At 72.3% G+C, this 26,484-nt stretch carries 23 protein-coding genes; 8 read left to right on the top strand and 15 right to left on the bottom strand.

Annotation, left to right across the window (positions count from 1 at the left end; translation table 11 throughout):
* Nucleotides 1-62 precede the first annotated feature (62 nt).
* Nucleotides 63-1,439 carry an MFS transporter gene (locus FB470_RS20780; protein ID WP_306993942.1) on the top strand — a complete coding sequence of 459 codons (1,377 nt, stop codon included), beginning with the start codon at nt 63-65 and terminating at the stop codon, nt 1,437-1,439.
* On the opposite strand, the gene hsaB is transcribed toward FB470_RS20780, so the two are convergent.
* The 5 genes from hsaB to FB470_RS20755 form a co-directional block, all read right to left on the bottom strand.
* Nucleotides 1,408-1,938, bottom strand: a complete 531-nt coding sequence (gene hsaB / locus FB470_RS20775) for a 3-hydroxy-9,10-secoandrosta-1,3,5(10)-triene-9,17-dione monooxygenase reductase subunit (protein WP_306993940.1) — start codon at nt 1,936-1,938, stop codon at nt 1,408-1,410. The genes FB470_RS20780 and hsaB overlap by 32 nt on opposite strands.
* Complete coding sequence (gene hsaC / locus FB470_RS20770) at nt 1,935-2,837, bottom strand: iron-dependent extradiol dioxygenase HsaC (protein WP_306993938.1); 903 nt, start codon at nt 2,835-2,837, stop codon at nt 1,935-1,937. The genes hsaB and hsaC overlap by 4 nt, the downstream gene beginning before the upstream one ends.
* A gap of 1 nt (nt 2,838) precedes the next feature.
* A complete protein-coding gene (hsaD, locus tag FB470_RS20765; RefSeq protein ID WP_306993936.1) occupies nt 2,839-3,684 on the bottom strand; it encodes a 4,5:9,10-diseco-3-hydroxy-5,9,17-trioxoandrosta-1(10),2-diene-4-oate hydrolase in 846 nt (281 codons plus the stop codon).
* Between the two features lies 1 nt (nt 3,685).
* Nucleotides 3,686-4,864, bottom strand: a complete 1,179-nt coding sequence (gene hsaA, locus FB470_RS20760) for a 3-hydroxy-9,10-secoandrosta-1,3,5(10)-triene-9,17-dione monooxygenase oxygenase subunit (RefSeq protein WP_306993935.1) — start codon at nt 4,862-4,864, stop codon at nt 3,686-3,688.
* 70 nt (nt 4,865-4,934) lie between these two features.
* Complete coding sequence (locus tag FB470_RS20755; protein ID WP_306993933.1) at nt 4,935-6,518, bottom strand: FAD-binding protein; 1,584 nt, start codon at nt 6,516-6,518, stop codon at nt 4,935-4,937.
* Between the two features lie 110 nt (nt 6,519-6,628).
* Between FB470_RS20755 and kstD the strand changes: the two genes are divergently transcribed.
* Genes kstD through FB470_RS20730 form a run of 5 tightly spaced genes read left to right on the top strand, consistent with a single transcriptional unit; the run spans nt 6,629 to nt 11,570 of the window.
* Nucleotides 6,629-8,296, top strand: coding sequence for a 3-oxosteroid 1-dehydrogenase (gene kstD / locus FB470_RS20750; protein ID WP_306993931.1), 1,668 nt, complete (start codon nt 6,629-6,631; stop codon nt 8,294-8,296).
* Nucleotides 8,293-9,429: a Rieske 2Fe-2S domain-containing protein gene (locus tag FB470_RS20745; protein ID WP_370876512.1), complete on the top strand. Its 1,137-nt coding sequence runs from the start codon at nt 8,293-8,295 to the stop codon at nt 9,427-9,429. The genes kstD and FB470_RS20745 overlap by 4 nt, the downstream gene beginning before the upstream one ends.
* Nucleotides 9,426-9,692, top strand: coding sequence for a hypothetical protein (locus FB470_RS20740; RefSeq protein ID WP_306993929.1), 267 nt, complete (start codon nt 9,426-9,428; stop codon nt 9,690-9,692). The genes FB470_RS20745 and FB470_RS20740 overlap by 4 nt, the downstream gene beginning before the upstream one ends.
* Nucleotides 9,682-10,695 carry a ferredoxin--NADP reductase gene (locus FB470_RS20735; protein WP_306993927.1) on the top strand — a complete coding sequence of 338 codons (1,014 nt, stop codon included), beginning with the start codon at nt 9,682-9,684 and terminating at the stop codon, nt 10,693-10,695. The genes FB470_RS20740 and FB470_RS20735 overlap by 11 nt, the downstream gene beginning before the upstream one ends.
* Before the next feature lie 11 nt (nt 10,696-10,706).
* Nucleotides 10,707-11,570, top strand: a complete 864-nt coding sequence (locus tag FB470_RS20730) for a MaoC/PaaZ C-terminal domain-containing protein (protein ID WP_306993926.1) — start codon at nt 10,707-10,709, stop codon at nt 11,568-11,570.
* Here FB470_RS20730 and FB470_RS20725 read toward each other — a convergent pair.
* Nucleotides 11,557-12,135 (bottom strand): DUF5134 domain-containing protein, encoded by a 579-nt coding sequence (locus FB470_RS20725; protein WP_306993924.1) that lies wholly within the window; start codon nt 12,133-12,135, stop codon nt 11,557-11,559. The genes FB470_RS20730 and FB470_RS20725 overlap by 14 nt on opposite strands.
* 77 nt (nt 12,136-12,212) lie before the next feature.
* On the opposite strand from FB470_RS20725, the gene FB470_RS20720 reads away from it, so the two are divergent.
* A complete protein-coding gene (locus FB470_RS20720; RefSeq protein WP_306993922.1) occupies nt 12,213-12,371 on the top strand; it encodes a hypothetical protein in 159 nt (52 codons plus the stop codon).
* A gap of 173 nt (nt 12,372-12,544) precedes the next feature.
* Here the strand turns inward: FB470_RS20720 and FB470_RS20715 are convergent, their stop codons facing one another.
* From FB470_RS20715 to FB470_RS20690, 6 genes are read right to left on the bottom strand one after another with little or no spacing between them, the layout of a single operon-like run.
* A complete protein-coding gene (locus FB470_RS20715; protein WP_306993920.1) occupies nt 12,545-13,714 on the bottom strand; it encodes a lipid-transfer protein in 1,170 nt (389 codons plus the stop codon).
* Nucleotides 13,711-14,097 carry a MaoC family dehydratase gene (locus FB470_RS20710; RefSeq protein ID WP_306993918.1) on the bottom strand — a complete coding sequence of 129 codons (387 nt, stop codon included), beginning with the start codon at nt 14,095-14,097 and terminating at the stop codon, nt 13,711-13,713. Before FB470_RS20710 ends, FB470_RS20715 begins: the two co-directional genes overlap by 4 nt.
* Nucleotides 14,094-14,960 carry a bifunctional MaoC family dehydratase N-terminal/OB-fold nucleic acid binding domain-containing protein gene (locus tag FB470_RS20705; protein WP_306993916.1) on the bottom strand — a complete coding sequence of 289 codons (867 nt, stop codon included), beginning with the start codon at nt 14,958-14,960 and terminating at the stop codon, nt 14,094-14,096. Before FB470_RS20705 ends, FB470_RS20710 begins: the two co-directional genes overlap by 4 nt.
* Nucleotides 14,957-16,099 carry an acyl-CoA dehydrogenase family protein gene (locus FB470_RS20700; RefSeq protein ID WP_306993914.1) on the bottom strand — a complete coding sequence of 381 codons (1,143 nt, stop codon included), beginning with the start codon at nt 16,097-16,099 and terminating at the stop codon, nt 14,957-14,959. The genes FB470_RS20705 and FB470_RS20700 overlap by 4 nt, the downstream gene beginning before the upstream one ends.
* Nucleotides 16,099-17,121 (bottom strand): acyl-CoA dehydrogenase family protein, encoded by a 1,023-nt coding sequence (locus FB470_RS20695; RefSeq protein WP_306993912.1) that lies wholly within the window; start codon nt 17,119-17,121, stop codon nt 16,099-16,101. Before FB470_RS20695 ends, FB470_RS20700 begins: the two co-directional genes overlap by 1 nt.
* Before the next feature lie 57 nt (nt 17,122-17,178).
* Nucleotides 17,179-18,576, bottom strand: a complete 1,398-nt coding sequence (locus tag FB470_RS20690; RefSeq protein WP_306993910.1) for a WS/DGAT/MGAT family O-acyltransferase — start codon at nt 18,574-18,576, stop codon at nt 17,179-17,181.
* 38 nt (nt 18,577-18,614) lie between these two features.
* Here FB470_RS20690 and FB470_RS20685 point away from each other — a divergent pair, with 38 nt between their 5' ends.
* The gene (locus FB470_RS20685; RefSeq protein WP_306993907.1) at nt 18,615-19,859 is read left to right on the top strand and encodes an alpha/beta hydrolase; all 1,245 of its coding nucleotides are present in this window, start codon (nt 18,615-18,617) and stop codon (nt 19,857-19,859) included.
* Nucleotides 19,860-19,897: 38 nt separating this feature from the next.
* Here the strand turns inward: FB470_RS20685 and FB470_RS20680 are convergent, their stop codons facing one another.
* From FB470_RS20680 to FB470_RS20670, 3 genes are all read right to left on the bottom strand, one after another.
* On the bottom strand, nt 19,898-21,061 hold the full coding sequence (locus tag FB470_RS20680; protein WP_306993905.1) for an SWIM zinc finger family protein: 1,164 nt from the start codon (nt 21,059-21,061) through the stop codon (nt 19,898-19,900).
* Between the two features lie 547 nt (nt 21,062-21,608).
* Nucleotides 21,609-24,353, bottom strand: coding sequence for a DEAD/DEAH box helicase (locus FB470_RS20675; protein ID WP_370876510.1), 2,745 nt, complete (start codon nt 24,351-24,353; stop codon nt 21,609-21,611).
* A 31-nt stretch (nt 24,354-24,384) separates the two neighbouring features.
* The gene (locus tag FB470_RS20670) at nt 24,385-26,376 is read right to left on the bottom strand and encodes an acyl-CoA dehydrogenase (protein ID WP_306993901.1); all 1,992 of its coding nucleotides are present in this window, start codon (nt 26,374-26,376) and stop codon (nt 24,385-24,387) included.
* Nucleotides 26,377-26,484 lie beyond the last annotated feature (108 nt).

Below are 26,484 nucleotides of genomic sequence, written 5' to 3'. Positions count from 1 at the left end.
GTAACCGCCGCCACGGACGGAAACCGTTGTCCTGATCGGTGATCGGGAGATAACTTTCCGGCATGACCGCCGCGCAGTCGATGACGACCCGCTTGGACCGGCTACCCGTGACGCGCTTCCACCGGCTGCTGATCGCCGTCGTCGGGGTGGCGACGTTCTTCGACCTCTACGACCTCTTCCTCGCCAGCACCGTCAGCACCGTGTTGTCCAAGGAGTTCGGCGTCTCCAGCGCCGAGACCAAGCCGCTGCTCGCGTCGGCGTTCCTCGGCGCCTTCGTCGGCGCGGTGGCGCTCGGCAGGCTCGCCGACCGGATCGGCAGGCGGCGCGCGTTCCTGCTCACCCTCAGCGTGTACTCGTTGTTCACGCTGCTCGGCGCGTTCTCCACGGACGTGTGGATGCTGGTGGTCTGCCGGTTCATCGCGGGTATCGGCATCGGCGCCGAACTGCCGCTCGCCGACGCCTACCTCGCCGACCTGCTGCCCGCGCACGCCCGCGGCAAGGCCACCGCCTGGGCCTACACCATCGGCTTCTGCGGCGTCCCGGCCGCCGGTTTCCTCGCGCGCGGCCTGGTCGGCGAGGCACCGCTGGGCATCGCGGGCTGGCGGTGGCTGTTCGTCATCGGCGCGCTCGGCGCGGCGATCGTGTGGGCGCTGCGAACCGGTTTGCCCGAATCGCCCCGATGGCTGATCGCACAGGGACGTCACGACGAGGCCGAAAAGGTCATCCAGCGGCTGGAGAAGTCCGCGGACGGGACCGTCGACACGACACCGGTGCCGCACGTGGAGGCGCGGCCGCAGCGCTTCGCCACGCTGTTCCGGAAACCGTGGCGCACCCGCACCGCGATGCTGTCGGCGTTCCAGGTCCTGCAGGTCTTCGGCTACTACGGCTTCGGCTCGCTGGTGCCGATCATCCTCACCGCCAAGGGTTTCGACGTCGCGCATTCGCTGACGTTCAGCGCCCTGTCGTTCCTCGGCTACCCGATCGGCTCCGCGCTGTCGATCCCGCTCATGGAACGCGTCCAGCGCAAGTGGCTGATCGTCGCGGCCGCCGCGGGCATGGCGGTCTTCGGTCTCGCCTTCGGCTACTCCACCACCGGCACCGCGATCATCGTCCTCGGCTTCTGCTACACCGCCGTCAGCAACGTCTTCTCCAACGCCTACCACGCCTACCAGGCCGAGATCTTCCCGACGAGCCTGCGCGCGACGGCCGCCGGTTCGGCCTACTCGCTCTCGCGCCTGATGACGGCGGCGATGCCGTACCTGCTGCTCCCCCTGCTGGAAGCACAGGGCGCCACGGCGGTGTTCGCGGTGGTGGCGCTGGCGATGGTGCTGCTGATCCTGATCACCGCGGTGTTCGGGCCGCGCACCACCGGCCGGTCGGTGGACGAGATCGCCGCCGCGGACGTGGTCACAGCCAGTCGTCCGGACCGGCCCAGCTGAGCACGTCGGCCTTGACCGGCGCGGCCCCGGTGTACTGGCCCCGGTAGAACAGCAGCGGACGCCCGTTCGACGGCTCGCCCAGTGCCGTCACCCGGCCGACGACGACGAAGTGGTCACCCGCCTCGAAGACCGTCTCCACCGCGCAGTCGACCCAGGTCAGGGCGTCCTCCAGGATCGGCGACCCGGACGGGGCGGGTTCCCAGCCGACGTCGGCGAACTTGTCGGTGCCGCGTGCGCCGAACACGGTGCTGACCCGGTGCTGTCCCTCGGCCAGGACGTTGACCGCGAACCGGCCGTTGCGCTCGATCAGCGGCCAGGTCCGCGACCTGCGGGCCGGGCAGAACAGCACCAGCGGCGGATCCAGCGACAGGGCCGCGAACGACTGGCACGCGAACCCGGCGGGCTCGTCACCGTCCATCGTGGTCACCACGGTGACCCCGGTGGCGAAGTGGCCGAGCACCTGGCGGAACCGCGCCGGTTCGATCGCGGACGAGATCACTGCCGCATCCCGACGCTGAAGTCGTGGCCCCACAGGCTCACCGCCGTGCTCTCCCGCGCGATCCAGGACTCGTCGTCGACCTGGCGGCCCTCGCAGCCGAACTCGACGTCGAACCCGCCTGGCGTCTTCATGTAGAACGACAGCATCAGGTCGTTGACGTGCCGCCCCAGTGTCGCCGACATCGGGACGCCCCGCCGCTTCGCGCGGTCCAGGGCCAGTCCGACGTCGTCGGTGTTCTCGACCTCCACCATGAGGTGCACGATCCCGCTCGGTGTCGGCATCGGCAGGAACGCCAGGCTGTGGTGACGCGGGTTGCAGCCGAAGAACCGCAGCCACGCGGGTGCCCCGTCGGCCGGGCGCCCGACCATCTGCGGTGGCAGGCGCATCGAGTCGCGCAGCCGGAAGCCGAGCACGTCGCGGTAGAACCGCAGCGCCGCGTCGTCGTCGTGCGTGGACAGCACGACGTGCCCGAGCCCCTGCTCGCCGGTGACGAACCGGTGCCCGTACGGGCTCACCACGCGCCGGTGCTCCAGCGCGACGCCGTGGAAGACCTCCAGCGTGTTGCCGGACGGGTCGTCGAAGCTGATCAGTTCGGCGACGCGACGTTCGGCCAGCACCTCGGCGCTGCCTTCCTTGTACGGCACACCGTGCGCGTCGAGCCGCGACCGCACTTCGTCCACATCGGCCGCGTCGGCGGCCTCCCAGCCGGCCACCGCGAGCCGGTCGCTCTCGCCGGGCACGATGACCAGACGCGCCGGGAAGTCGTCCATCCGCAGGTACAGCGCGTCCGGGTGGCCGCCCTTGCCCTCGACCATGCCGAGGACCTTGAGGCCGTACTCGCGCCAGGCGGCCATGTCGGTCGCCTCGATGCGCAGGTAGGCCAGTGAGCGGATGCCCATCTCATTCACCTCGCAGGAAGTCCAGGGCCAGGCGGTTGAACTCGTCGAAGCGCTCCACCTGGGCCCAGTGTCCACATCGGCCGAACACGTGCAGCTGCGCGCGCGGAATCGTCTTGAGCGCCACCAGCGCGCCGTCGAGCGGGTTGACGCGGTCCTCGCGCCCCCAGATCAGCAGCACCCGTTGCCGCAGCTTGTACGCCTCGCGCCAGAGCATGCCCTGCTCGTAGTCGGCGCCGGCGAAGGACGCACCCATCGCGCGCATCGCCGCGAGCGATTCGGGTGTGCTCGCGTTGGCGTAGCGCTCCTCGATCAGCTCGTCGGTGATCAGCGACGGGTCGAACACCATGAGCCGCAGGAACGCGGCGAGCTTGTCCCTGCTGGGCCCCGGTGGCGCGGCGAACCGGCCGAGCGCCTTGACGCCCTCGGTCGGGTCGGGCGCGAACAGGTTGGTGCTCAGGCCGCCCGGCCCCATCAGCACGAGCCGGCCCGCCCGCGCCGGGTGGTCCAGCGCGAACCGCACCGCGGTGCCGCCGCCGAGGGAGTTGCCCACCAGGTGGGCCTTCTCGATGCCCAGTGCGTCGAGCAGCCCCGCGAGCGCCCTGGAGCTGTGCGTGAAGTACTGCGGGTGCTCGGTCGGCTTGTCCGACCTGCCGAATCCCGGCTGGTCGACGGCGATGACGCGGAACGACTTGGCGAACACCGCGATGTTGCGGGAGAAGTTGCTCCACGCCGACGCGCCCGGGCCGCCGCCGTGCAGCAGCACCACCGTTTCCGGGTGCTCGGCGCCGTCCTCGTGGTAGTGCAGCCGGAGCCCGTCGCGGACCTCGGCGTACTTGCCCTCGGTCATGTCACACCATCGCATTCTCGACCGGGACGCCGAACTCGCCGTTGCCGAACATGATGTAGGCGCGCTCGGGGTCGTTGGCCGCGTGCACGCGCCCGGCGTGGGCGTCGCGCCAGAACCGCTGGATCGGCGTGCCGCGCTTGAGGGCCCGGCCACCGGAGTTTTCGAACAGCCGGTCCACGGCGGCGATCGCGCGCTCGGTGCCGCGGACCTGGTCGCGCCGCACCCGCAGGCGCGTGGCGAACGGCAGCTTCTCGCCGCGGCAGGCCAGCTGGTACAGCTCGTCGATGTTGCGGGTCAGCTGCAGCCACGCGGCGTCGATCTCGCTGGCCGCCTCGGCGACCCGGACCTTGGCGAACGGGTCCTCTTTGGACTGCTCCCCCAGGTACGCGGCGCGTACGCGGTTGCGCTGGTGCTCCACGTGCGCCTCGTACGCGCCCTGCGCCATGCCGATGATCGGCGCGGTGATCGTCGACGGGTGCACCGAGCCGTACGGCAGCTTGAACAGCGGCCCCGGGTTGATCTTCTGTCCCGGCGTGCGGCACTTCGAGGTCGCCTGGAAGCTCAGCGCGCGGTGCGCGGGGACGAACGCGTCCTCCACGATGATGTCGTTGCTCCCGGTGCCGCTCAGGCCGACGGTGTCCCAGACGTCGTCGATCGTGTAGTCGCCGATGGGCAGCAGGTAGGTGCAGAAGTCGACCGGCCTGCCCTCGGCGTCGAACGCGGGCGCACCCAGGAACACCCAGGTCGCGTGGTCGCAGCCGGAGGAGAAGCTCCACCGGCCGGTCAGCCGGTACCCGCCGTCGACGACGGTCGCCTTGCCCATCGGCGCGTAGGAGGAGGAGATGCGCACGTCGACGTCCTCCCCCCACACGTCCTGCTGCGCCTGCGGCTCGAACAACCCGAGGTGCCACGGGTGGACACCGAGGATCGAGGCGACCCAGCCGGTCGACCCGCACGCGCTCGCCAGCAGCTTCACCGCGGTGTAGAAGGTCACCGGGTCGGCCTCGTAGCCGCCGAAGGTCTTCGGCTGCAGCAGCTTGAAGAACCCGGTCTCCTGCAGCGCCTTGATCGACTCGTCCGGAATGCGCCGCGCGTCCTCGGTCTCCTGGGCCCGTTCCCGCAGGACGGGAAGCAGCTCCCGGACCCCGGCCAGCACCCCGCGACCATCCTGATCGGTCATCTGCACGCCCCGTCCGTCATGTCTGTTCTCGGTTCACCGGCAAGACTAGAACACGTTCTCGTTTTTGTCATCATTCAGGCCGCCGAGCTGCGGATTTTCCCGCCCTACGTCCGGAAAACACGCAGTCTGCGAGCGACAGTCCGCTCACGTACGACCTGGAACAGATTCCTACTGCCGACCGGCCGGCCGCGTACAGGCCCGCGATCGGCGCGCCGTCGCCGGCGCGCACCTGACCGGTGGACTCGTCGACCACGAGCCCGCCGAGTGTGAGCATCGGGCACGGGAAACCCAGACTGGGCTTGATGGAGACGTCGATCAGCGAGAACGGCGCGGTCCGGACCGGCCGCACGTACTCCGCCGGCTTGCCCGCCGGATCGGCGGCACCGGCGTCCGCGGCCGCGTTGTACGCCTCGACGGTGGCCTTCAGCCCGTCCGCGTCGACCCCGGCCTTGCGCGCGACCTCCTCCAGGCTGCCGGCGCAGACGCGCCCGCGGTGCAGCAGGTAGCGGGCCTGCAGCCACTGGAACCACTGGCTCTCCCGCCGCGCGGTGCGGCGCGCCTCGGCGATCGTCTCGGCGTCCGCGAGCAGCCAGCCCTTGCCGTCGTGCTTGCCGATCATCACCTCGCCCACCGCGGCGCCGTAGCGGGACTCGTCGATGATCCGCCTGCCTGCGGCGTCCACGAGCACGCCCTTGAGCATCGCGCTGGGCGGGGTCACGAACCGCCAGGCCGAGACCCGGTGCATCTGCGCGGTCGCGGCCCCGGCCGCGGTGCCGAGCCCGATACCGGAGCCGTCGTCGGCGATCGTGCCGAGCGCCAGCCCGCCCCGGTAGGCGGGTGCGTGCTCGCGCACGAGCGCGCGGTTGAAGATGAAGCCGCCGGCCGCGATCACCACGCCGCGCCGGGCCCGCAGCTCGACCTCGCGCGCGTACCGCCGCTCCAGCCGCTCGATCCGGTGCTGCAGGGCCTTGCGCACGGCCGGCACGTAGATCCCGGGCTTGGCGGCGTAGCGCGCCATGCGGGCGTGTGCGGCGCGGACCCGGGCAGGGGCGTCGTGCAGGGTCTTGACCCGCACCCCCGTCACCACGCCGTCGTCGACGATCAGCGACCCGGCCCGCGTAGCGGGCAGGACCCGCACACCACGCCGTCGCACGGCCTCGGCCAGCCGCGCGAACAGCACCTTGCCCGACGTGCCCGGCCCCTTGGCGCGGTGCCCGCGCGCGGCCGGTTTGGCCAGGTCGCGGAACCCGCCCGCGGACTCGCTGCCGGAGTAGTACAGGTAGTAGTCGTCGTTGGGGTAGGAGGTCTTGTACGGACACAGGCTGCCCTCGAACGGGACGCCGTTGCGCTCCAGCCACTCGATCATCGCCGGGCTCTCGTCGCAGAAGCGCCGCAGCGTCTCCTCCGACACCGCGTCGCCGACCTCGAGCCGCAGGTAGTCGTACATCGCGTCGGCCGAGTCGTCGACCCCGGCCTCCCGCTGCTGCGCCGTGCCCCCGCCCGCGTAGACGATCCCGCCGCTCAACGCGGTCGCACCGCCCCCGCCGAACCGGTCCAGCACGAGCACGTCGGCGCCGGCGTCCGCGGCCTCGATCGCCGCACAGGCGCCGGCCGCCCCGAACCCGATCACGATCACATCCGCCGTCTGGTTCACACCCGCTACCCTAGAACTGAAACACGTTCTCGTCTATCGTGACCGACGAGGCGGCGAACAGGCGCTAGGCATAGTGGAACACGTTACAGTGTTGGCTTACCGGAGGTGGCATGACCGACGAGTTCGACGTCGTGGTGGCCGGCAGCGGCGCCGCCGGCATGACCGCCGCGCTCGCGGCCGCCGACGCCGGCCTGTCCGTCGTGGTGATCGAGAAGGCGTCGAAGTTCGGCGGCTCCACGGCCCGATCGGGTGGCGGGGTGTGGATCCCGGACAACGAGGCGCTGCGCGCGGCGGGCGTCGCGGACACACCGGACCAGGCGCGCGCCTACCTCGAGGCCATCGTCGGCGACGTCGTGCCGGCCGAGCTGCGCCAGGCCTTCCTCGATCACGGCCCCGAGGTGGTGTCGTTCGTGCACCGCAAGACCCCGCTGCGCCTTCAGTGGGTGCGCGGCTACTCCGACTACCACCCCGAGGCGCCGGGCGGGCGGCCCGGCGGCCGGTCGGTCGAGCCGAAGCCGTTCGACGGCACACTGCTCGGCGCCGAACTGGCCAACCTCGAACCGCCCTACAGCGGGGCGCCCCTGGGCGTGCCGATCACCCAGGCGGACTACCGCTGGCTGAGCCTGCTCGCCCGGCACCCGAAGGGGGCGCTGCGCGTGCTGCGGATCGGCGCCCGGTGGCTGGCCGGGCTGGCCCGCGGGCAGCGGCTGCTGTCGATGGGCCAGGCGCTCGCGGCGGGGCTCCGAGCGGGCCTGCTCCGCGCGGGTGTGCCGATGTGGCTGGACACCCCCCTGCTCGACCTCGTGACCGAGGACGACCGGGTCACCGGCGTGGTCGTCCGGCGCGACGGCCGCGCCGAGACCGTGCGGGCACGCCTGGGGGTCGTGCTCGCCGCGGGCGGCTTCGAGCACAACGAGGAGATGCGCGCGAAATACCAGCGCAGCCCCATCGGCACCGAGTGGACGGTCGGCGCGAAGGCCAACACCGGCGACGCGATCACGGCCGGGCTCAAGCTCGGCGCGTCCGTCGCGCTGATGGACGACGCGTGGTGGGGCCCGACGATCCCGCTCACCGGCGGCCCGTGGTTCGCCCTCGCCGAGCGGTCCCGGCCCGGCTGCATCCTGGTCAACGCGCGCGGCGAGCGGTTCGTCAACGAGTCGGCGCCCTACGTCGAGGCCGTGCACGCGATGTACGGGCCGGGCGACGGGCCGGCCGAGAACATCCCGACCTGGCTGATCTTCGACCAGCGCTACCGCGACCGGTACATGTTCACCGGCGTGGGCCCGCGGCAGAAGCTGCCCGGCCGCTGGTTCAAGGCGGGCATCGTGACCAAGGCGCCCACACTGGGCGAACTCGCCGCGCGCATCGAGGTGCCGGCGGCGGCCCTGGAGGCGACCGTCGAGCGCTTCAACGGCTTCGCCCGCCGCGGTGTCGACGAGGACTTCCGTCGCGGCCAGAGCGCCTACGACCACTACTACGGCGACCCGCGCCAGAAACCCAACCCCAGCCTCGGCCCGCTCGACAAGGCCCCGTTCTACGCGGTCCGGATCGTGCCCGGTGACCTGGGCACGAAGGGCGGGCTGCGCACCGACACCCACGCGCGCGTGCTGCGCGAGGACGGGTCGGTGATCCCCGGGTTGTACGCGGCCGGCAACACCAGCGCCGCGGTCATGGGCCACACCTACGCCGGGCCGGGGGCCACGATCGGACCCGCGATGGTCTTCGGGTTCCTTGCCTCACGCCACCTGGCCACCCAGAATCGCACTGGAGGTCGATGATGACTGAAGTCCGCACGATCGACGCGGGTGCGCCGCCGGCGCGGTTCGCGCGCGGCTGGCACTGCCTGGGCCTGGCCGAGACGTTCCGGGACGGGAAACCGCACGCCGTCAACGCGTTCGGCACCAAGCTGGTGGTGTTCGCCGGCGAGGACGGCACGCTCAACGTCCTGGACGCCTACTGCCGCCACATGGGCGGCGACCTGAGCCAGGGCAGCGTCAAGGGCAACGAGGTGGCCTGCCCGTTCCACGACTGGCGCTGGGGCGGCAACGGCAAGTGCGTCTCGATCCCCTACGCCAAGCGGGTTCCGCTGCGCGCCCGCACCCGGTCGTGGATCACGCTCGAGGAGAACAAGCAGCTGTTCGTGTGGCACGACCCGCAGGGCAACCCGCCGCCCGCCGACGTCGTGATCCCGCGCATCGAGGGCATCTTCAGCGGCGAGTGGAGCAACTGGACCTGGGACTCGGTGCTGATCGAGGGCTCCAACTGCCGCGAGATCATCGACAACATGGTCGACATGGCCCACTTCTTCTACATCCACTACGCGTTCCCGACCTACTTCAAGAACGTGTTCGAGGGCCACATCGCCACCCAGTACCTCAACACCAAGGGCCGCCCGGACGTGGGCATGGCGTCCAACTACGGCGGCGAGGACAACCTGCTGCGCTCGGAGGCGTCCTACTTCGGCCCGTCCTACATGATCAACACCCTGCTGAACACGTACAAGGGCTTCGAGATCGAGAACGTGCTGATCAACTGCCACTACCCGGTCACGCCGACGTCGTTCGTGCTGCAGTGGGGCGTGAGCGTGAAGAAGCTGCCGGGCGTGTCCGACGAGCAGGCGGACAAGATCGCCGGCAAGTTCGCCAAGAGCATCGGCGTCGGGTTCCTGCAGGACGTGGAGATCTGGAAGAACAAGTCCCGCATCGACAACCCGCTGCTGTGCGAGGAGGACGGCCCGGTCTACCAGCTGCGCCGCTGGTACGAGCAGTTCTACGTGGACGTCGAGGACGTCACCGAGGACATGACGCGGCGCTTCGAGTTCGAGGTGGACACCACCAAGGCCAACGAGGCGTGGGCGCGGGAGGTGGCCGAGAACCTGGCCCGCCAGCAGGAGGCGGGAGTCGCCGGATGACCACCGCCGAGCGCACCGAGTTCCTCTCCGGCGGGCTGCGGCCGCACGCCTGCGCGTCGTGCGGCACGCGGGTCCTGGTGAAGAAGAACAGCGTCAAGCACACCAGCATCCAGTGGACGACGGACGCGGGCAGCTGCCCGGTGTTCGCGCAGGAGGTGTCCGAGGGGCACAACACCGCGCTGCTCGACACCTGCCCGAAGCTGGTCGACAGCATCGACGCGGCGGTGCGGAACGGGGAGTTCGGGGTTCTCGATGCCGGATAGCTACACCCTCACGGTCGCCGAGGTGATCGCGGAGACGGCCGAGGCGTCCTCGATCGTGTTCGACGTGCCGGAGGAGCACGCGGAGCGGTTCCGGTACCGGCCCGGGCAGTTCCTCACGTTGCGCGCGGGCGAGGCGGCCCGGTGCTATTCGCTGTCCAGCGCCCCGCACGAGGGTTCCCGGCTCAAGGTGACGGTGAAACGCACCGAAGGCGGGTACGGGTCGAACTGGTTGTGCGACAACATCTCCGCAGGATCCACTGTGGACGTGCTGCCCCCGTCCGGCGTGTTCACCCCGGAGTCGCTGGACGCCGACCTGCTGCTGATGGCCGGCGGCAGCGGGATCACGCCGGTGATGTCCATCCTGAAGTCCGCGCTGGTGTCGGGTGGCGGGCGGATCGTGCTGGTCTACGCCAACCGGGACGAGTCCTCGGTGATCTTCGCATCCGAGCTGGCCGCGATGGCGCGGGAGCACCCGGAGCGGCTGACCGTGCTGCACTGGCTGGAGAGCGTGCAGGGCCTGCCCTCGGTGGCGCAGCTGCGCGAGCTGGCGCGGCCGTACCCGGAGTTCGACGCGTTCCTGTGCGGGCCGGAGGCGTTCATGACGGCCGGCAAGCAGGCGTTGAAGGACCTCGGGATGCCGCGGCAGCGGATCCACCTGGAGCGGTTCGTGTCGCTCGGCGGCAATCCCTTCGAGGACAAAGCCGCGGCCGCTGCCTCGGAGGAGGCGGGGACGACCGCCCTGCGGGTGGATCTGGACGGGTCGCAGCACTCGTTCTCCTGGCCGCGTCAGGAGAAGCTGCTGGACTTCCTGCTGGCCCGCGGCCTGGACGCGCCGTACTCGTGCCGCGAGGGGCAGTGCAGCGCGTGCGCGTGCCGGATCGTCTCCGGCGAGGTGAAGATGCTGAACAACGAGGTCCTGGATTCCGAGGACATCGCCGACGGCATCGTGCTGGCGTGCCAGTCGGTACCGTTGACCGACGAGGTGTCGGTCACCTACGAGTAGGAGTGCCCGCGTTGCCCATCGATCCCGACGTCGCCATCGGTGCCGAGCTCGACGAGCTGGCGTTCGAGTGGATGCCGTCCGACGTGCTGCTGTACCACCTGGCACTGGGCGCGGGCACCCGGCCGGCCGATCCGCGGGAGCTGCGCTACACCTACGAGCGGGACCTTCGGGTGTTGCCGACGTTCGCGACGGTGGCGGCGAACCTGCGGATCTACGAGCCTCCCGCGGTGTCGTTCCCGGGTGTCGAGATCGACCTGGCGAAGGTCGTGCACGGGACGCAGGCGGTGACGGTGCACCGGCCGATCCCGGTCGAGGGCAAGGCGGTCGCGCGCACGCGGATCGTGGACGTGCTGGACAAGGGCAAGGCGGCGGTGATCGTCAACGAGACGTTGGTGGTGTCCACGGACGGCTCACCGTTGTGGACCGCGCGGTCGAGCATCTTCGCCCGGGGCGAGGGCGGGTTCGGCGGGTCGCGGGGGACGTCGGAGCGCGTGGAGCTGCCGGACCGCGAGCCGGACGTCGTGATCGACACGCCGACGTTGCCGCAGCAGGCGCTGATCTACCGGCTGTGCGGCGACCGGAACCCGCTGCACATCGACCCGGAATTCGCCCGGTCGGCGGGGTTCGACCAGCCGATCCTGCACGGGCTGTGCACGTACGGGGTCGTGGCGAAGGCGGTGACGGACGCGGTGCTGGACGCCGACGTCACGCGCGTGGGCTCGTTCTCCGCGCGGTTCGCGGGCATCGTCGTGCCGGGCGAGACGCTGCGGACGCGGGTGTGGGACGAGGACGGCCGGCTGCTGGTGGCGACCACGGCTGTCGAACGGGACGCGCCGGTGCTGGCGGACGCGGTGCTGGTGCCTACAGGCCGGTGACCAGCAGGTAGGCCATGCCGGCGCCCATCAGGGCGCGGCAGACCTGGCGGACCGCGCGGTGGTCGCGGAGGCTCTCGGTGCGGGCCCAGCGGGCGCCGATGATGCCGGCGCGGACGCTGTCCACGGCGAAGTAGCCGATCGCCGCCAGGGCGAGCACCGGCCAGGCGAGTTTCGCCGAGGATTCCGTCATGACCAGCCAGGGCCCGTGGTCGCCCCGGTGGGGCATGGCGGTGATCATGTACAGCATCGCGGCGGCGGAGACCAGGTGGTGCACGGCGCAGCACCGCCGCCCGCGCAGCGCGGCGACGAAGAACCAGCCGGCCGTCAGGACGAGGATCGCCTGCCAGCCGGCCGCCGGGATGGGCCCCCCGAGCGGCGAGACCATCGCGAGCATCGCCAGGACCATCAGCAACTCGGCGAGGTCCTGCTGGCGGATGTCCGGCGTGGTGCTGAGGGAGTCCAGGCGCACCAGGCGGACGAGGCTGGGAACGGCCAGCAGCGCGAACGCCGCTGTCAAACTCCACGCAACCAGGGCCGGGATCTGCACGTCCTCAAGTTCGCCCACGAAGTGCCGGACGCGCTAGAGGTCATCGAGGTGAATTCCACACCCCGAGACGGCGTAACTCGTGTGAGGGGAACCAGGTGGAGGACGACGCCAGGACCGTGGGCGCCGGGTGCCTTCGCGCGTTCCTGTACGGGCTGATCGGGTTCGCCTGGGTCGCGATCGCGCTGATGGTGTGCGGGGTGCACCGGCTGCGGCGCCGGTTGTGGCCGACTGGATCCCCGTCCCTCCACCGCTGAAAACCGCCGGTGAGTGATCGCGTAGTGTGACGGGAACCACAGACCGTAGGCGACGTCAGAAAGGACGACAAGGCGATGCCGGCCACCGAACCGCTCACCGACCAGCCCGTCATCGGGGACACCACCGTCGACATCACCGAGGTGGCAGACGACGAGAGCCACCTCGTCCGCGGCTACGACTGAGCCAGCACCAGCCCGCTCGTCGGCACGCCGGTGCCCGCGGTGACCAGCACGTGCGACACCGACGGCACCTGGTTGACCGACGTCCCGCGGATCTGACGCACGGCCTCGGCGATGCCGTTCATCCCGTGGATGTAGGCCTCGCCGAGCTGGCCGCCGTGCGGGTTGAGCGGCAGCGAGCCGTCCAGCTCGAGCGCCCCGGACGCGACGAACCCGGCCGCCTCCCCGCGCCCGCAGAACCCCAGCTCCTCCAGCTGCATCAGCACGTACGGCGTGAAGTGGTCGTACAGCACCGCCACGTCCATGTCCGACGGCCCCGCGCCCGACTGGGCCCACAGCTGCCGCGCCACGACGCCCATCTCCGGCAGCGCGGCGAGCTCGTCCCGGTAGTAGCTGGTCATGATGTACTGGTCCGGCCCGCTCCCCTGCGCCGCCGCCGCGACCACCGCCGGCTTCTGCCGCAGGTCACGAGCCCGCTCGACGCTCGTGATCACCAGCGCGACCCCGCCGTCGGACTCCTGGCAGCAGTCGAGCAGCCGCAGCGGTTCGGCGATCCACCGGGACGCCTGGTGCTCCGCCAGCGTGATCGGCTTGCCGTGGAACCACGCGGCCGGGTTGGTCGCCGCGTGCTTGCGGTCCAGCACCGCCACCCGGCCGAAGTCCTCGGTCGACGCCCCGTACTCGTGCAGGTACCGCTGCGCCACCATCGCCACCGTGGCCGCCGGGGTCGCGATGCCCATCGGGTAGTGGAACGCGTTGTCCACCCCCGACGAGTTCACCTGTCCCGCCGCCGCGGCCGACACCTGCCCGAACCGGTGCCCGGACCGTTCGTTGAACGCCCGGTACGCGACCACCACCTCGGCCACCCCGGTCGCCACCGCCATCGCCGCCTGCTGGACCGTCGCCGCCGCCGCGCCGCCGCCGTAGTGGACGCGGCTGAAGAACGTCAGCTCCGGGATGCCCAGCTCCCGCGCCACCGCGATCTCGGCGTTGCCGTCCATCGTGAACGACACCAGGCCGTCCACATCGGACGGGCGCAGCCCGGCGTCGTCCAGTGCCGCGCGCACGGCCTCCGCCGCCAGCCGCAGTTCGCTGCGCCCGGAGTCCTTGGAGAACTCGGTCGCGCCGATCCCGGCGATGGCCGCCCTGCCCGACAGTGTCATGCCGCCAGCTCCACGGTCACCGTCCCGGTCACGTGCGCACCCAGCGAGCCGGTACCGGTCACCTCGACCACCGCGACCCGGCCCTCCAGCGACGCCACGCGCCCGGTGAACACCAGCTTGTCCCCGGCGTAGCACGGTACGCCGAGCTTGATCTTGATCGAGCGCACGAACGCCTCCGGCCCGGCCCAGTCGGTGACGAACCGCTGCACGAGCCCGTTGTCGGTGAGGATGTTGAGGAAGATGTCCTTCGACCCGCGCGCGACGGCCGCGTCGCGGTCGTGGTGCACGTCCTGGAAGTCCCGGGTGGCCAGGGCCGTGCTGATCACGAACGTCGGGGTGACGTCGAAGGCCAGCTCGGGCAGCTCGGTGCCGACGGCGATCATCGCGCCACCCGCCAGGCCGGCAGGGTCAGCTCGTCGTCCACCTTCAGGAACGTCGCGGTCACCGGTAGTCCGATGTGGACCTCCGCCGGGTCGGCGCCGACCAGCTCGCCCAGCATGCGCACCCCTTCCGCCAGCTCGACCAGCGCGATCACGAACGGCAGTTGCTTGCCCGGCACCGCCGGCCGGTGGTGCACCACGTAGCTGTAGACCGTGCCGCGCCCGCTCGCCACCACCCAGTCCGGCTTCGCGTCGAGGTCGCCGTCCGGCGGCATCGGCCCGGGCGGGTGCCGCAGCGTCTCGCCCCACCGCTGGATCCGCAGCTCCCCGGCCTTCGTGCCCTCCCAGAAGAACTCGGTGTCGCGGCTGATCACCGGCCGCAGCGCGCCCGGTGACGAGGGCGGCGGCGCGAACTTGAGCACCCGGAACAGCATGTCGGCGACCAGTTCGTCGCCGACGTACCAGGACGTCTTCGTGGTGACGAACCAGCCCTCGCCCAGCGCGGTCCGCTTCGGGCCGGCCACCGACTCCAGGGCCGTGGACGCCGCCACGTGCTCGCCGACCCGCAGGTGGCGGTAGTAGTTCTGCTCGGAGTTCGTCGCGACCACCGACGTGTAGCCGGCCTCGTCGAGCACGCTCATCATCGCGCCCAGCGGGTCGTCCTCGGCGCGTCGACCGTGCAGGCCGTTCATCGTCCACACCTGCGCCATCGCGGGCGGCGCGACGCCCTCGAGGTAGCGCGGGTTGGTGTCCCCGATGGCCTCGACCCAGTTGTTGATCATCGCCTGGTTGACCGGATCGCGCGCCAGGCGCCGCGACGACTCGCCCCGCGCGGCGATGCGGGCGGCGGCCTCCTCGACGCTCATCGCGGCACCCTCGGCAGCTCCAGGCCGGCCATCGCGATCAGCTCGCGCTGGATCTCGTTCACGCCCCCGCCGAAGGTCAGCACGATGTTGCGGCGGGCCAGGACGTCCAGCCATTCCGCGAGCACCGCGGTGTCCGGATCGGACAGATCCCCGTGCCGTGCCACGATCTCCTCCATCAGCCGCGCCACCCGCTGGATGCGGTCCGAGCCGAACACCTTCGTCGCCGACGCGTCCGCCACGTCGGGTTCCGCCGCCGCCACCTGCCAGTTCAGCAGCTCGTTGATCCGCACCACCGCGAGCGTCTCACCGAGCGCGCGGCGCACGTCGGGCTCGCCGAGCAGCCCGCGCTCGGCGGCCCAGGCGCGCACCCGGTCGTAGAGGCCGCCGATCCGCCCGGCGGGACCGAGCATGACGCGCTCGTGGTTGAGCTGCGTCGTGATCAGCTTCCAGCCCTGGTTCTCCTCGCCGACCCGCATCGACACCGGCACCCGGACGTCGGAGTAGTAGGTGGCGTTGACGTGGTGGGCGCCGTCGCAGGTGATGATCGGCGTCCACGAGAACCCGGGGTCGGTGGTGTCGACGATGAGGATCGAGATGCCCTTGTGCTTGGGCGCGTCTGGATCGGTGCGCACGGCCAGCCAGATGTAGTCGGCGTCGTGCGCACCGGTGGTGAAGATCTTCTGCCCGTTGACGACGTAGGAGTCGCCGTCGCGGACCGCGGCCGTGCGCAGGGACGCCAGGTCGGTGCCCGCGTCCGGTTCGGTGTAGCCGATCGCGAAGTGCACCTCGCCGGCGAGGATCTTCGGCAGGAAGAACGCCTTCTGCTCCGGTGTGCCGTACTCCTGCAGGGTCGGGCCGACGGTCTGCAATGTCACCGACGGCAGCTGCACGTCGGCGCGGGCGGCCTCGTCGGCGAAGATGTGCTGCTCGAGGTCGCCGAAACCGCCCCCGCCGTACTCCGCGGGCCAGCCCACGCCGAGGCGGCCGTCGGTGCCCATGCGCCGCACGATGCGGCGGTAGACCTCGCCGTGCCGCTCGCGCAGCAGCGCCTGCCGCTCCTCGGGCGTGATCAGCCCGGCGAAGTAGTCACGCAGCTCGGCGCGGAGTTTCCGTTGCGGTGCGGTCAGTTCGATGTGCATCAGCCCTCCACCAGGTCGCCGAGCCGGTCCAGCCGCGCACTCGCCCCGCCGGTGAACGCGGCCAGCTCCTTGACCAGCCCGTAGTGGCGGTGCAGCGGGTAGGTGATGTCCACGCCCAGACCGCCGTGCAGGTGGTGGCACACCGCCAGCGCCTTGGGTGCCTCCTCGGCGAGCCAGTACGCGGCGACCGCGAGGTCCTCGTCCGCATCGAGCCCCTCGGCGAGCCGCCACACCGCGGACAGCGCGGCCAGGTGCAGCGTGCGCGAGGCGATGTAGACGTCGGCGATCTGCTGGGCCACCGCCTGGAACGTCGCGAGTGGACGGCCGAACTGCTCCCGCTGCCGGATGTGCTCGGTGGTCAGGGCGAGCGCTCCGGCCACGGCGCCGTCCCCGAGCGCCACCGCACCGGCGAGCGCGCACCGGTGCAGGTCGGCCGGTGCCGCGTCGCGCACCAGGTCTGCCTCCCCCACCCGGACGCCGTCCAGCCGAAGGGTGGTGCCGTGGACCTCGGCACCGCGGGCGCGGGGGTCGACGAGGAAGACCCCGGTGCCCCACGGCAGCCGGGCCGGGACCAGCACGCACCGGGCCTCCGGCAGCGACGGCACCCGGGTCTTCGTGCCGGTCAGCACCCATCCGCCGTCGACGGCGACGGCCTCGGTACCCGGTTCGGCGACGAAGGGCGCGGACGGCTCGTGCACGGCGGCGGTGACGACCGACTCCCCGGAGGCGATCTCCGGCAGCCAGCGGGCCCGTTGCTCCGGGCTGCCGTGCCGGTTCAGCGGCAGCACCCCGAGCGCCAGTGACGCCAGCGCCGGCACCGGTGCGGCGGCGCGGCCCACCTCGGTGAGCACCACCGCGATCTCGGCCGGGCCGAGACCGTCGCCGTCCAGCTCGGCGGGCAGGGCGAGCGTGAGCAGGCCCGCCTTGGCCAGAGCCGGCCAGGCGTGCTCGGGCTCCCGGGCGAGGACGTCCGCGGTCAGCGCGGCGATCTCGGCCTGGGTCGCATCCAGGGTGAAGTCCACACCGGCTCCTCGACGACAAGAGTGAAACCTGTTCTAGTCTTAGTCGAGGAGCGGCGGCTAGGCAAGGGCCGAGGCGGCGTCCAGCAGCTCCTTCATCTCGTCGCGCACGGCATCGGTCAGCGCCCACAGATCTGGAACGAGTTCTCGCGCGGCGATCAGCCCGATGTCGACCCCGCCGGCGTAGGACAGCACGGTCACGTTGAGCCCGGCGCCGTGGAACACCGGCCCGAGCGGGTAGAACGCGGTGACCTTGGCGCCCACGAAGTACAGCGGCACCGGCGGGCCGGGCACGTTGGACACCACCAGGTTGTGCACCACCGGATGCCTGTCGGCCAGCCGCAGCGCCGCGTAGGCCCGTACGGCGAGCCCGAACAGACCGGGTGCGGCGAACTGCGCCCAGTCCCGCAGCATGTCCGCGTCGATCTCGTGGTGGTGCTCCTTGGCCTGACGGTTGCTCTCCGCGACCGCGTACAGCCGGGCGGCGGCCTCCGGCAGGTGCGTCGGCAACGTCGCGAAGAACGCGGACACCTTGTTGTTGCTGGTGTCGTCGCGGCTGGTGCGGTCCTGCGTCGACACCGGGACGGTCGCGACCAGCGGCTCCGTGGGCAGCTCGCCGCGCGCCTCGAAGTAGCGGCGCAGCCCGCCCGCGCACAGCGCCAGGACGACGTCGTTGACCTTCACGCCGAACGCGTTCTTCACGGTCTTGACGTCGTCGAGGTCCACGGTGGTGTAGGCGACGCTGCGGACGCCGGTGATGGTGGCGTTGAACGACGTGCGGGGCGCGGTGAACGGCACCGGCATGCCCTGGCGGCGCAGGGCGCGGCCGATCCAGCGCGGCGCCATCCCGGCCAGGCCGGGCAGCAGCTTCGCCAGCTCCACCGGGCGCCGGGCCAGCTCCCCGACGCTCGTGCGGAGCAGTTCGAGGTGCGACGGCGGCTCCGGGTTCGGCTCCCGCTCGGGCAGCGGCGGAAGTTCACCCGGTTCGGTGCCCGCCAGGTAGGCGATCAGGCTCGCGCCGCCGACTCCGTCGACCATCGAGTGGTGCATCTTGAACATCACCGCGACGGCGTCGCCGGGCAGGCCCTCGATGACGTACATCTCCCACAGCGGGCGGCCGCGGTCGAGTGGCTGCCCGGCGAAGTGGGCGCACAGCTCGGCCAGGGTCTCCCGATCGCCCGGCTGCGGCACGGCGACCCGGTGGAGGTGGCGGTCGATGTCGAACGCCTCGTCCTCGACCCACACCGGGTGCAGGAAGTTCAGCGGGGAATTGTGCAGTTTCCGCCGGAACTCCGGAATCGCGGCGATGCGTTCGGCCAGGACGCGTTTGAACTCCGGGAAGCGATATCCGCCCGGTATGGTCGATCCGTCCAGGGTGAGCAGCCCGCACACGTGCAGGACCTGCGAAGACGTTTCCAGGTACAGGAAACTGGCGTCGAGTCCACTGAGCGGTCGCACGTGATAAGGGTAAGCGAGGTTGACTACGATCACGTGGCATGCGACCCCGTTTCCCCACCCGCCGGGCGATCCAGCTCGCCCTGACCGCGAACGCGATCCGGCCGGTCCCCGGGGTGCGCGCCTCGGTGCCCGCGTTCTTCGCCGGCTGGCTGACCGGGGAGCTGGCGCCGCACCTGCTCGCGCTGACCGTCGCCGACACCGCCGCGCACCTGGCGCGGCGCGGGGCGCGCTCGACGTCGGACCGGGTGGCGCTCGGCATGGCCGCGGCGTCGGCCGCGGGACTGGGCTCGCTGATCGCGACGTCGCAGAAGGCCAAGGGCGCGGTCGAGGGGGCGCTGGCGGAGGCGCTCGGGCCGCGGTACGTGGAGGACCTGGAGCGCCCGCCGGACCCGAAGGACCTGGCGACACCGTGGGGGCAGCTGGTGCTGCCGTTCCGGATGCGCAACCCGGACGTGCGGCGGGACCGCAACCTGGCCTACGCGCCGGGCGGCAAGCGGTTCCTGATGGACGTCTACCGGCCGCGCACGCCCGTCGAGGGGCGGCCGGTGCTGCTGCAGATCCACGGCGGCGCGTGGATGATCGACAGCAAGGACCACCAGGGGATTCCGCTGATGCTGCACATGGCCCAGCGCGGCTGGGTGTGCGTGGCGGTGAACTACCCGTTGTCGCCCAAGGCGCACTGGCCGGACCACATCGTCGGGGTGAAGCGGGCGGTGGCGTGGATCCGGGAGCACATCCACGAATACGGTGGCGACCCGTCGTTCCTGGCCGCGACGGGCGGTTCAGCGGGCGGGCACCTGTCCGCGCTGCTCGCCCTGACCCCGAACGACGCCGGCCTGCAGCCCGGTTTCGCCGACGCCGACACGTCCGTGCAGGCGTGCGTGCCGCACTACGGGGTGTACGACTTCGCGGCGACGAGCGGTTCGCCCGCGAGCAAGGCGCGCCTGGAGGGCCTGCTCGCGCGGTACGTGGTGGGCAAGGACCCGGCACGGTTCCTGGACGAGTACATCGCGGCGTCCCCGCTGGACCGGATCACCGACAAGGCCCCGCCGTTCTTCGTGATCCACGGAGCGCACGATTCGCTGGTGCCGGTCCGGGAGGCGCGGGAGTTCGTCCGGCGGTTGCGGGAGACCTCGGAGCAGCCGGTGGCGTACGCGGAACTGCCGGGGGCGCAGCACGCGTTCGACGTGTTCCCGTCCATCCGGTCGGCGCACGTGGTGCGCGGCGTGGAGCGCTTCCTGGACTGGACGTACCTGCGCTGGCTGCGCGACGAGCGCGGCTGACCACGCTCTTCGGGCGGGCGGGCCGCCACCCGCGGAGCTCACAGCAGGTCGAGCGGGTGCGGTGAGCCCGGCCCGTCCGGGAGCCAGTCCTGGAACGAGCGGCTGAACCGGTACCACCGGCCGTCCCGGGCGAGACGGAGTTGCAGTGCGCCGCGCGTGACGCGGTTGCGCCAGATCTTCGTCTCGCCGGGCAGGCCGGACTCGTCCAGCTCGGCGAGGACCTCGTAGAACCTCCCCGGCGGCGGTTGCCACGTCTCGCGCAGAGCGGCCAGCCCGCCGCGACCCGCTTCGCGCCAGGCGATCGCCCAGCGGGTCAGCTCGCGTGTCGACATACCGGCTTCCGCGGCCAGTGCGGCGACGCTCACCGGCCCGCCGTGCAGGGCGTCCGCCGCCCGGCGGGCCAGGTCCTCGTCGACCGACAGGTCATCCTCCGGCTCGCCGCCCGTGAGCAGCCGCCACGCGCGGGCGGCGGCGTCGGCGGCCAGCGCCTGCAACGCGTCCACCCGCACACCACTCGCGGGCGGTGGCGACAGCGCCACCTCGGCGGGCCGCCCGGGCGCGTCGGGCGGTGGCGGCAGCGACGGCACCGGCGACCGTTCCCGCGCGAACGCCTCCGCGGGCGCGATCCCCGGTCCGGCGGGTTCCGGCAGGTTCGGGCGCGTCACGGACGGGCGGCTGCGCCGCGCCCGCAACTCGGCCAGCAGCTCCGCGCGGTCCTTGCCCCGCAGCAGGAACAGCACGAACGGGTCCGCGTCGACCTCGTCGGCGACCAGGTAGCACACGGCGGCGGAATGTTTGCACGGGTCGGCGAAGTCCGGGCACGAACACCGCGGCTTGAGATCGCCCGGCCCGGGCAGCAGATCGGCCCCGGCGGCGCGCGCGTGCTCGGCGAGATCCGATGGGAGCTCACCGTCGAGGAGCGCCGCCGCGTAGCCGGCCTGCCGGCCGATGGTGACCAGCAGCGTGTCCCACTGCGCGGTCGTGAAGCGGTGCGTCCGGACGGTGACGCGGTAGGGCGACGGCCGGGACCCGCGCACCTCGGCGCGGATCTCCCCCGGACTCACCTCGAACGAGCCGACCTGCCCCTTGCGCGCGTAGGTCCGCCCGCGCGGCAGCCGGTTGGGGTCCAGCTTGGCGCGGCCCTCGAGGGCCTGCACCCACGCCCGGCCCCACCAGGTGCGCCCGAACACCCGGCGGCTCATCCCGGCACTCCCGACGGCGGACCGCCGACGCGCGAGCGCCCGGGGACACGACCCGGCATGGCGATCCAGCCCCCGCCCACGCGCCGGCCACCCCTGCCCCCGCGCACCCAAGCCCAACCCCAGCGCCTGGTCACCACAGCCCAGGACCGCCCCAGCGACGCACCGCGCACAGGCGCCCACGGACGACGCCGCCCCACCGCGCCGACACGCCGCCTGCCCACCACACCACCCGATCCGGCGATCCAGCCCCCGCCCACGCGCCGGCCACCCCTACCCCCGCGCACCCAAGCCCAACCCCGCCGCCGGGTCACCACAACCCGGGACCACCCCAGCGACACACCACGCACCGACACCCCCGAACGACGCCGCCCCACCGCGCCGACACGCCGCCCACAACCACACCGCCTACCCACCACACCACCCGGACCGACGATCCAGCCCCCACCCACGCGCCGGCCACCCCTACCCCCGCGCACAAAAGCCCGACCCCGGCGCCTTCCACCGGCGGCACGGCATGGCGTCGAGCGGTGAACGCCGGACCCGACGGTCATCCCGGGTCACCCAGCCGCACCAGGTCGGTCAGCTCGTCGTCGCTCAGTTCGGTGATCCAGTCCTCCCCGGCGCCGATCACGCTCTCCGCCAGGCCGCGCTTGTCGGCCAGCACACCGGCGATCCGCTCCTCCAGCGTGCCCTCCGCGATGAGCCGGTGGACCTGCACCGGCCGGTCCTGCCCGATGCGGTACGCGCGGTCGGTCGCCTGGTCCTCGACCGCCGGGTTCCACCACCGGTCGTAGTGGATCACGTGCGTCGCGCGGGTCAGGTTCAGCCCGACGCCCCCCGCCTTGAGCGACAACAGGAACACCGGTGCGTCACCGCGCTGGAACCGGGCGACCATCTCCTCCCGCTGCCGCGCCGGCACCGCACCGGACAGCAGCTGCACGGGCAGCCCGCGTTCGGTCAGCCGGGCCTCCAGCAGCCGGCACAGCTGCACGTACTGGCTGAACACCAGCACGCTCTCGCCCTCGTCGAGGATCACGTCCAGCAGCTCCTCGAACGCGGCGAGCTTGCCGGACCGCCCGGGCACCGGCCCGCTCTCCTTGAGGTACTGCGCCGGGTGGTTGCAGATCTGTTTCAGCTCGGTGAGCAGCTTGAGCACCTGCCCGCGCCGCTGCACGCCCTGCGACTCGCGGATCACCGCCAGGTTCTCCCGCACCACCGCCTCGTACAGGGTGGCCTGCTCGGTGGTCAGCGGCACGTACCGGTCGGTCTCCGTCTTGCGCGGCAGCTCCGGCGCGATGTCCGGGTCGGTTTTGCGGCGCCGCAACAGGAACGGCCGCACCGTGGACGCCAGCCGCTCGGTGCTGCCCGCGTCGCGATCGCGCTCGACGGGGCGGGCGACGGTGCGCCGGAAGTGCTCCAGGGACCCGAGCAGGCCGGGTGTCGTCCAGTCCAGGATGGACCACAACTCGGTGAGCCGGTTCTCCATCGGCGTGCCGGTCAGCGCGATCCGCGCCGGCGACGGGATCTTCCGCAGTTCCCTGGCCGTCACCGAAAGCGGGTTCTTGACGTGCTGCGCCTCGTCCGCGGCGATCAGGCCCCAGTCCACTTCGGACAGCGTGGCGCGGTCGCGGCGGAGGACGCCGTAGGTGGCGAGGACGACCTCGTCCGGTCCGAGGTCGTCGAGGTGCCGCCGCCCGCCGTGGAACCGGCGCACCGGGACCTTCGGCGCGAACCGCGCGAACTCGCGCTCCCAGTTGCCCAGCAGCGACGTCGGGCACAGCACGAGCGTCGGCCCGGCACCGAGCGCGCGGCGGTGCAGGTGCAGCGCGATGAGCTGGATCGTCTTCCCCAGGCCCATGTCGTCGGCGAGGATGCCGCCCAGCCCCAGCTCGGTCATCCGGACCAGCCAGGACAGCCCGGCGCGCTGGTAGGGCCGCAGGGTGGCCTGCAGGTCGGCGTCCGGCTCGACCGGTTCCCCCGGCGCCCGCAGCCGTCGCACCAGGCCGTCGAGCACGGGCGGGGCGGCGAAGTCGAGCTCCTCGTCGTCGAGCCGGAGCTCACCGGTGAGCGCGGCGGCCAGCGCCTGCGCGCCGGTCACCGTCCGCGGCGAGCGGCGCAGCCGGGCCAGCAACCCGCTGTCCACCCGCACCCACTGCCCGCGCAGCCGCACGAACGGGCGTTTCGCCTCGGCCAGCGCGGACACCTCGTGCTCGGTGAGGTCCGTGCCGCCCAGGCTGAGCTGCCACCGGAACTTCAGCAGGTCGGTCAGGCGGAACACCGCGCCGCCCTCGCTGCCGGGCGACGGCGTCGCGCTCGCCTTGGCCCGCACGGTGTCACCGAACATCCCGCGCGGCCACAGCACCTCGATGCCGGTGGCGGACAGCGCGTCCCGGCCGCCGTCGAGCAGGTCGGCCACCTCGGCGTCGTCCAGCCTCAGCTCGCTGGGGGCGGCGGCCTCGAGCATCCGGCCGAGCGGCGACCACGCGCGGGCGCCGCGCCGCAACCCGATGAGCAGCTGCGCCTCGACCTGCTCACCGAACCGGGACAACACCGCGTCCGGCGCGTCCCACAGCGTCGCCGCGTCGACGACCAGGCTCGGATCGGCCCGGCTGCGCAGCGCGAGGACGCCGGTGAAGGCGAAGTCCTCCTCGGTTTCGCGGACCTCGATCCGCAGCTGGAGCTGGGCGCCCGCCTCCTGCTCCGCGGCGAGGTCGGCGAGCCAGGCGACGCTCTCCTCGCCCAGGAGGGTGGGCTCCGGCGCGGCGAACGCGGGCCCGCCGGCGACGACGCGGGCCGCGGGGGTGCGGACGAGCACGTCAGCCGTGGCGTCCCAGAGCGCGCGGACCAGCGTCTCCGGCGAGTGCAGGCGGATCCGTTTCAGCCCGGACAACGGGAGGGCGTGGGACTCCGGCGGCAACGCGGCGGCCAGGTCGCGCAGCAGGCCTTCGTCGGCGGCGTCGAGCGGCCCGACCCGCCAGGCGTCCACCCCGCCCGTGCTCGCCGCGGGCCGGATGCGCCCGCGCGAGATCAGGTTCAGCCCCGCCGTGACCGCGGCCGCCCACGCGCCGGTGGCCGGGCTGGGCTCGGTGAGGGCGAGCAGGCGGGGGATGGCCTCGGCCAGCGGCAGCACGTGCGCGTCGACCCTGGTGCGGCGGAAGGACTTGCCTGCCCCGGCGGGCAGCACGAGCTCGACCGGCGTCGGCCCCGGCTGGTCGCCCCACACGGCGAGCGCGCCGTCGCGGGGCGGGTCCGAGGGCACGAAGATCGCCCTGGTCGTCTCGGTCCATTCCACGGTGGCCACGATAGGCGTGACCACCGACGATTCAGGATCGAGGCAGCCCCAGCAGGCGTTCCGCGGCCACGGACAGCAGGATCTGCGTGGTGCCGCCGGCGATGCTCAGGCAACGCGTGAGCAGGAACTCGTGCTGCGCGGCGGCCGTACCGTCGGTGACCAGGACACCTGCGGGTCCCAGCAGGTCCAGGGCGGTCTCCGCCGCGGCCTGCCGGTGCCGGACGCCGATCAGCTTGCGCACGCTGGATTCCGCGCCCGGGTCCTGGCCGGCCAGCCGGCGCAGGGTCGAGCGCAGGTCGAGCAGCGCGCACGCCGACCCCTCCGCGACGAGCGCGCCGAGCCGCTCCAGCACCGCCGGATCGGGATCGTCCACGCCGGCCAGCAGCTCCTCGACCGCCTCTCCGACCGACGAGCCGCCGCTCATCGCGACGCGTTCGTTGGCCAGCGTCGTCCGCGCCAGCCGCCAGCCGCCGTTCACCTCGCCCACCACGTTCTCCTCCGGCACGAACACGTCGTCCAGGAAGACCTCGTTGAACCGCTCGACGCCGGTGATCTCCCGCAGCGGCCGGATCTCGATGCCGGGTGAAGCCATGTCGACCAGGAAGTAGGTGATGCCCCGGTGCTTCGGCGCGTCCAGATCGGTGCGGGCCAGGCAGATGCCCCAGTCCGCCTCGCGCGCGAGCGAGGTCCAGACCTTCTGCCCGGACAACACGTACCCACCGTCCACTTTGGTGGCGCGGGTGCGCAGCGAGGCCAGGTCGGACCCGGCGCCGGGCTCGCTGAACAGCTGGCACCAGCTCAGCTCGCCGCGCAGGGTCGGCATCGCGAACCGGTGCCGCTGCTCATCGGTGCCGTGCTCCAGCAAGGTGGGCACGGCCCACGCGCCGATCACCAGATCGGGTCGCGTCACCCCCGCCCGTGCCAGCTCGGCGTCGATCACCAGCTGCTGCGCGGGTGTCGCGTCCAAGCCGTACGGGGCGGGCCAGTGCGGCATGAGGTAACCCGACGTGGCCAGCCTCGCCCGCTGTTCCGCGGCCGGCAGCGCCGCGATCTCCTCCACCGTCGCCCGCACGTCGGGATCGAAGTGCTCCGACAGGTCGACGGCCAGACGACGACGCCTCCCTCGCAGCGCGAGGGAAGCGGCCTCCCGCCGCCACGCGGCGGAACCGCCGAGCCACTGCCGCAGCGACACCGCGCGGCGCAGGTAGCGGTGCGCGTCGTGCTCCCAGGTGAAACCGATTCCACCGAGCACCTGAATGCAGTCCTTCGCGGTGTCCACGGCCGCGTCGAGCGCCCCGGCCGCCGCGACCGCCGCGGCGAACTCGTGCTGCTCCGGCGACTCCCCGGCGGCCCGCGCCGCGTCCCACGCGAGCGCGCCGGCCAGCTCGGCCCGGCACAGCATCTCCGCGCACAGGTGCTTGACCGCCTGGAACGACCCGATCGGACGGCCGAACTGCTCGCGCACCTTGGCGTAGCCGGCAGCCGTCTCCAGGCACCACCGCGCGATCCCCGCCGCCTCGGCCGCCGCCAGGGTCGCCGCGTACGCCCGGACCGGTCCCTCGAAGTCCGCACCCGCGCTGCCAGGCACGGTTCCGAAGGCGCGGGACAGATCGAACGACTCGACGGCGGCCGCGCCGGAGTCGCTGATGCCCCAGCGGGCACCGTCGGCGACCAGCACGTGCGTGGCGTCGGCGTCGAGCACCGGTCCGCCGGGCGACAGCGCCACCCCGGCGCTGGCCGACCCGTCCGCGAAGGCCGGGAGCAGCTCCTTCGCCACCGGTGATCCGCCCTGGCGGCCCAGCAGCAGAGCCGCCAGGACGGTGCCGAAGACCGGGCCGGGCACCAGCGCGGCGGCCGCTTCCTCGACGGCCACGGCCGCGTCGGCGACCGTCCCGCCCGCGCCGCCCAGCTCCTCGGGCACCCCGATCCCGAACACGCCGATCGCGGCCAGGTCCTCGCGGGTGCGGCCGACGGAGCGGATCGTCTCGGCCAGTGCGCGCTGCTGCGCGGTCAGGACTGACATGCGGCTCACTATAGAACGTGTTTCAGTTTTGTGGCCAGATCCACTCGATGCGCGAGATCAGGCGCCGGACCGGTAAGCTGTCGGGTGAAACTGAAACAAGTTCCGGAG

It is taken from the genome of Amycolatopsis thermophila (assembly GCF_030814215.1).
GTDB lineage: Bacteria > Actinomycetota > Actinomycetes > Mycobacteriales > Pseudonocardiaceae > Amycolatopsis_E > Amycolatopsis_E thermophila.
Note: the sequence above shows the minus strand (reverse complement) of the source record. Positions and strands in the feature narration are given on the sequence as shown.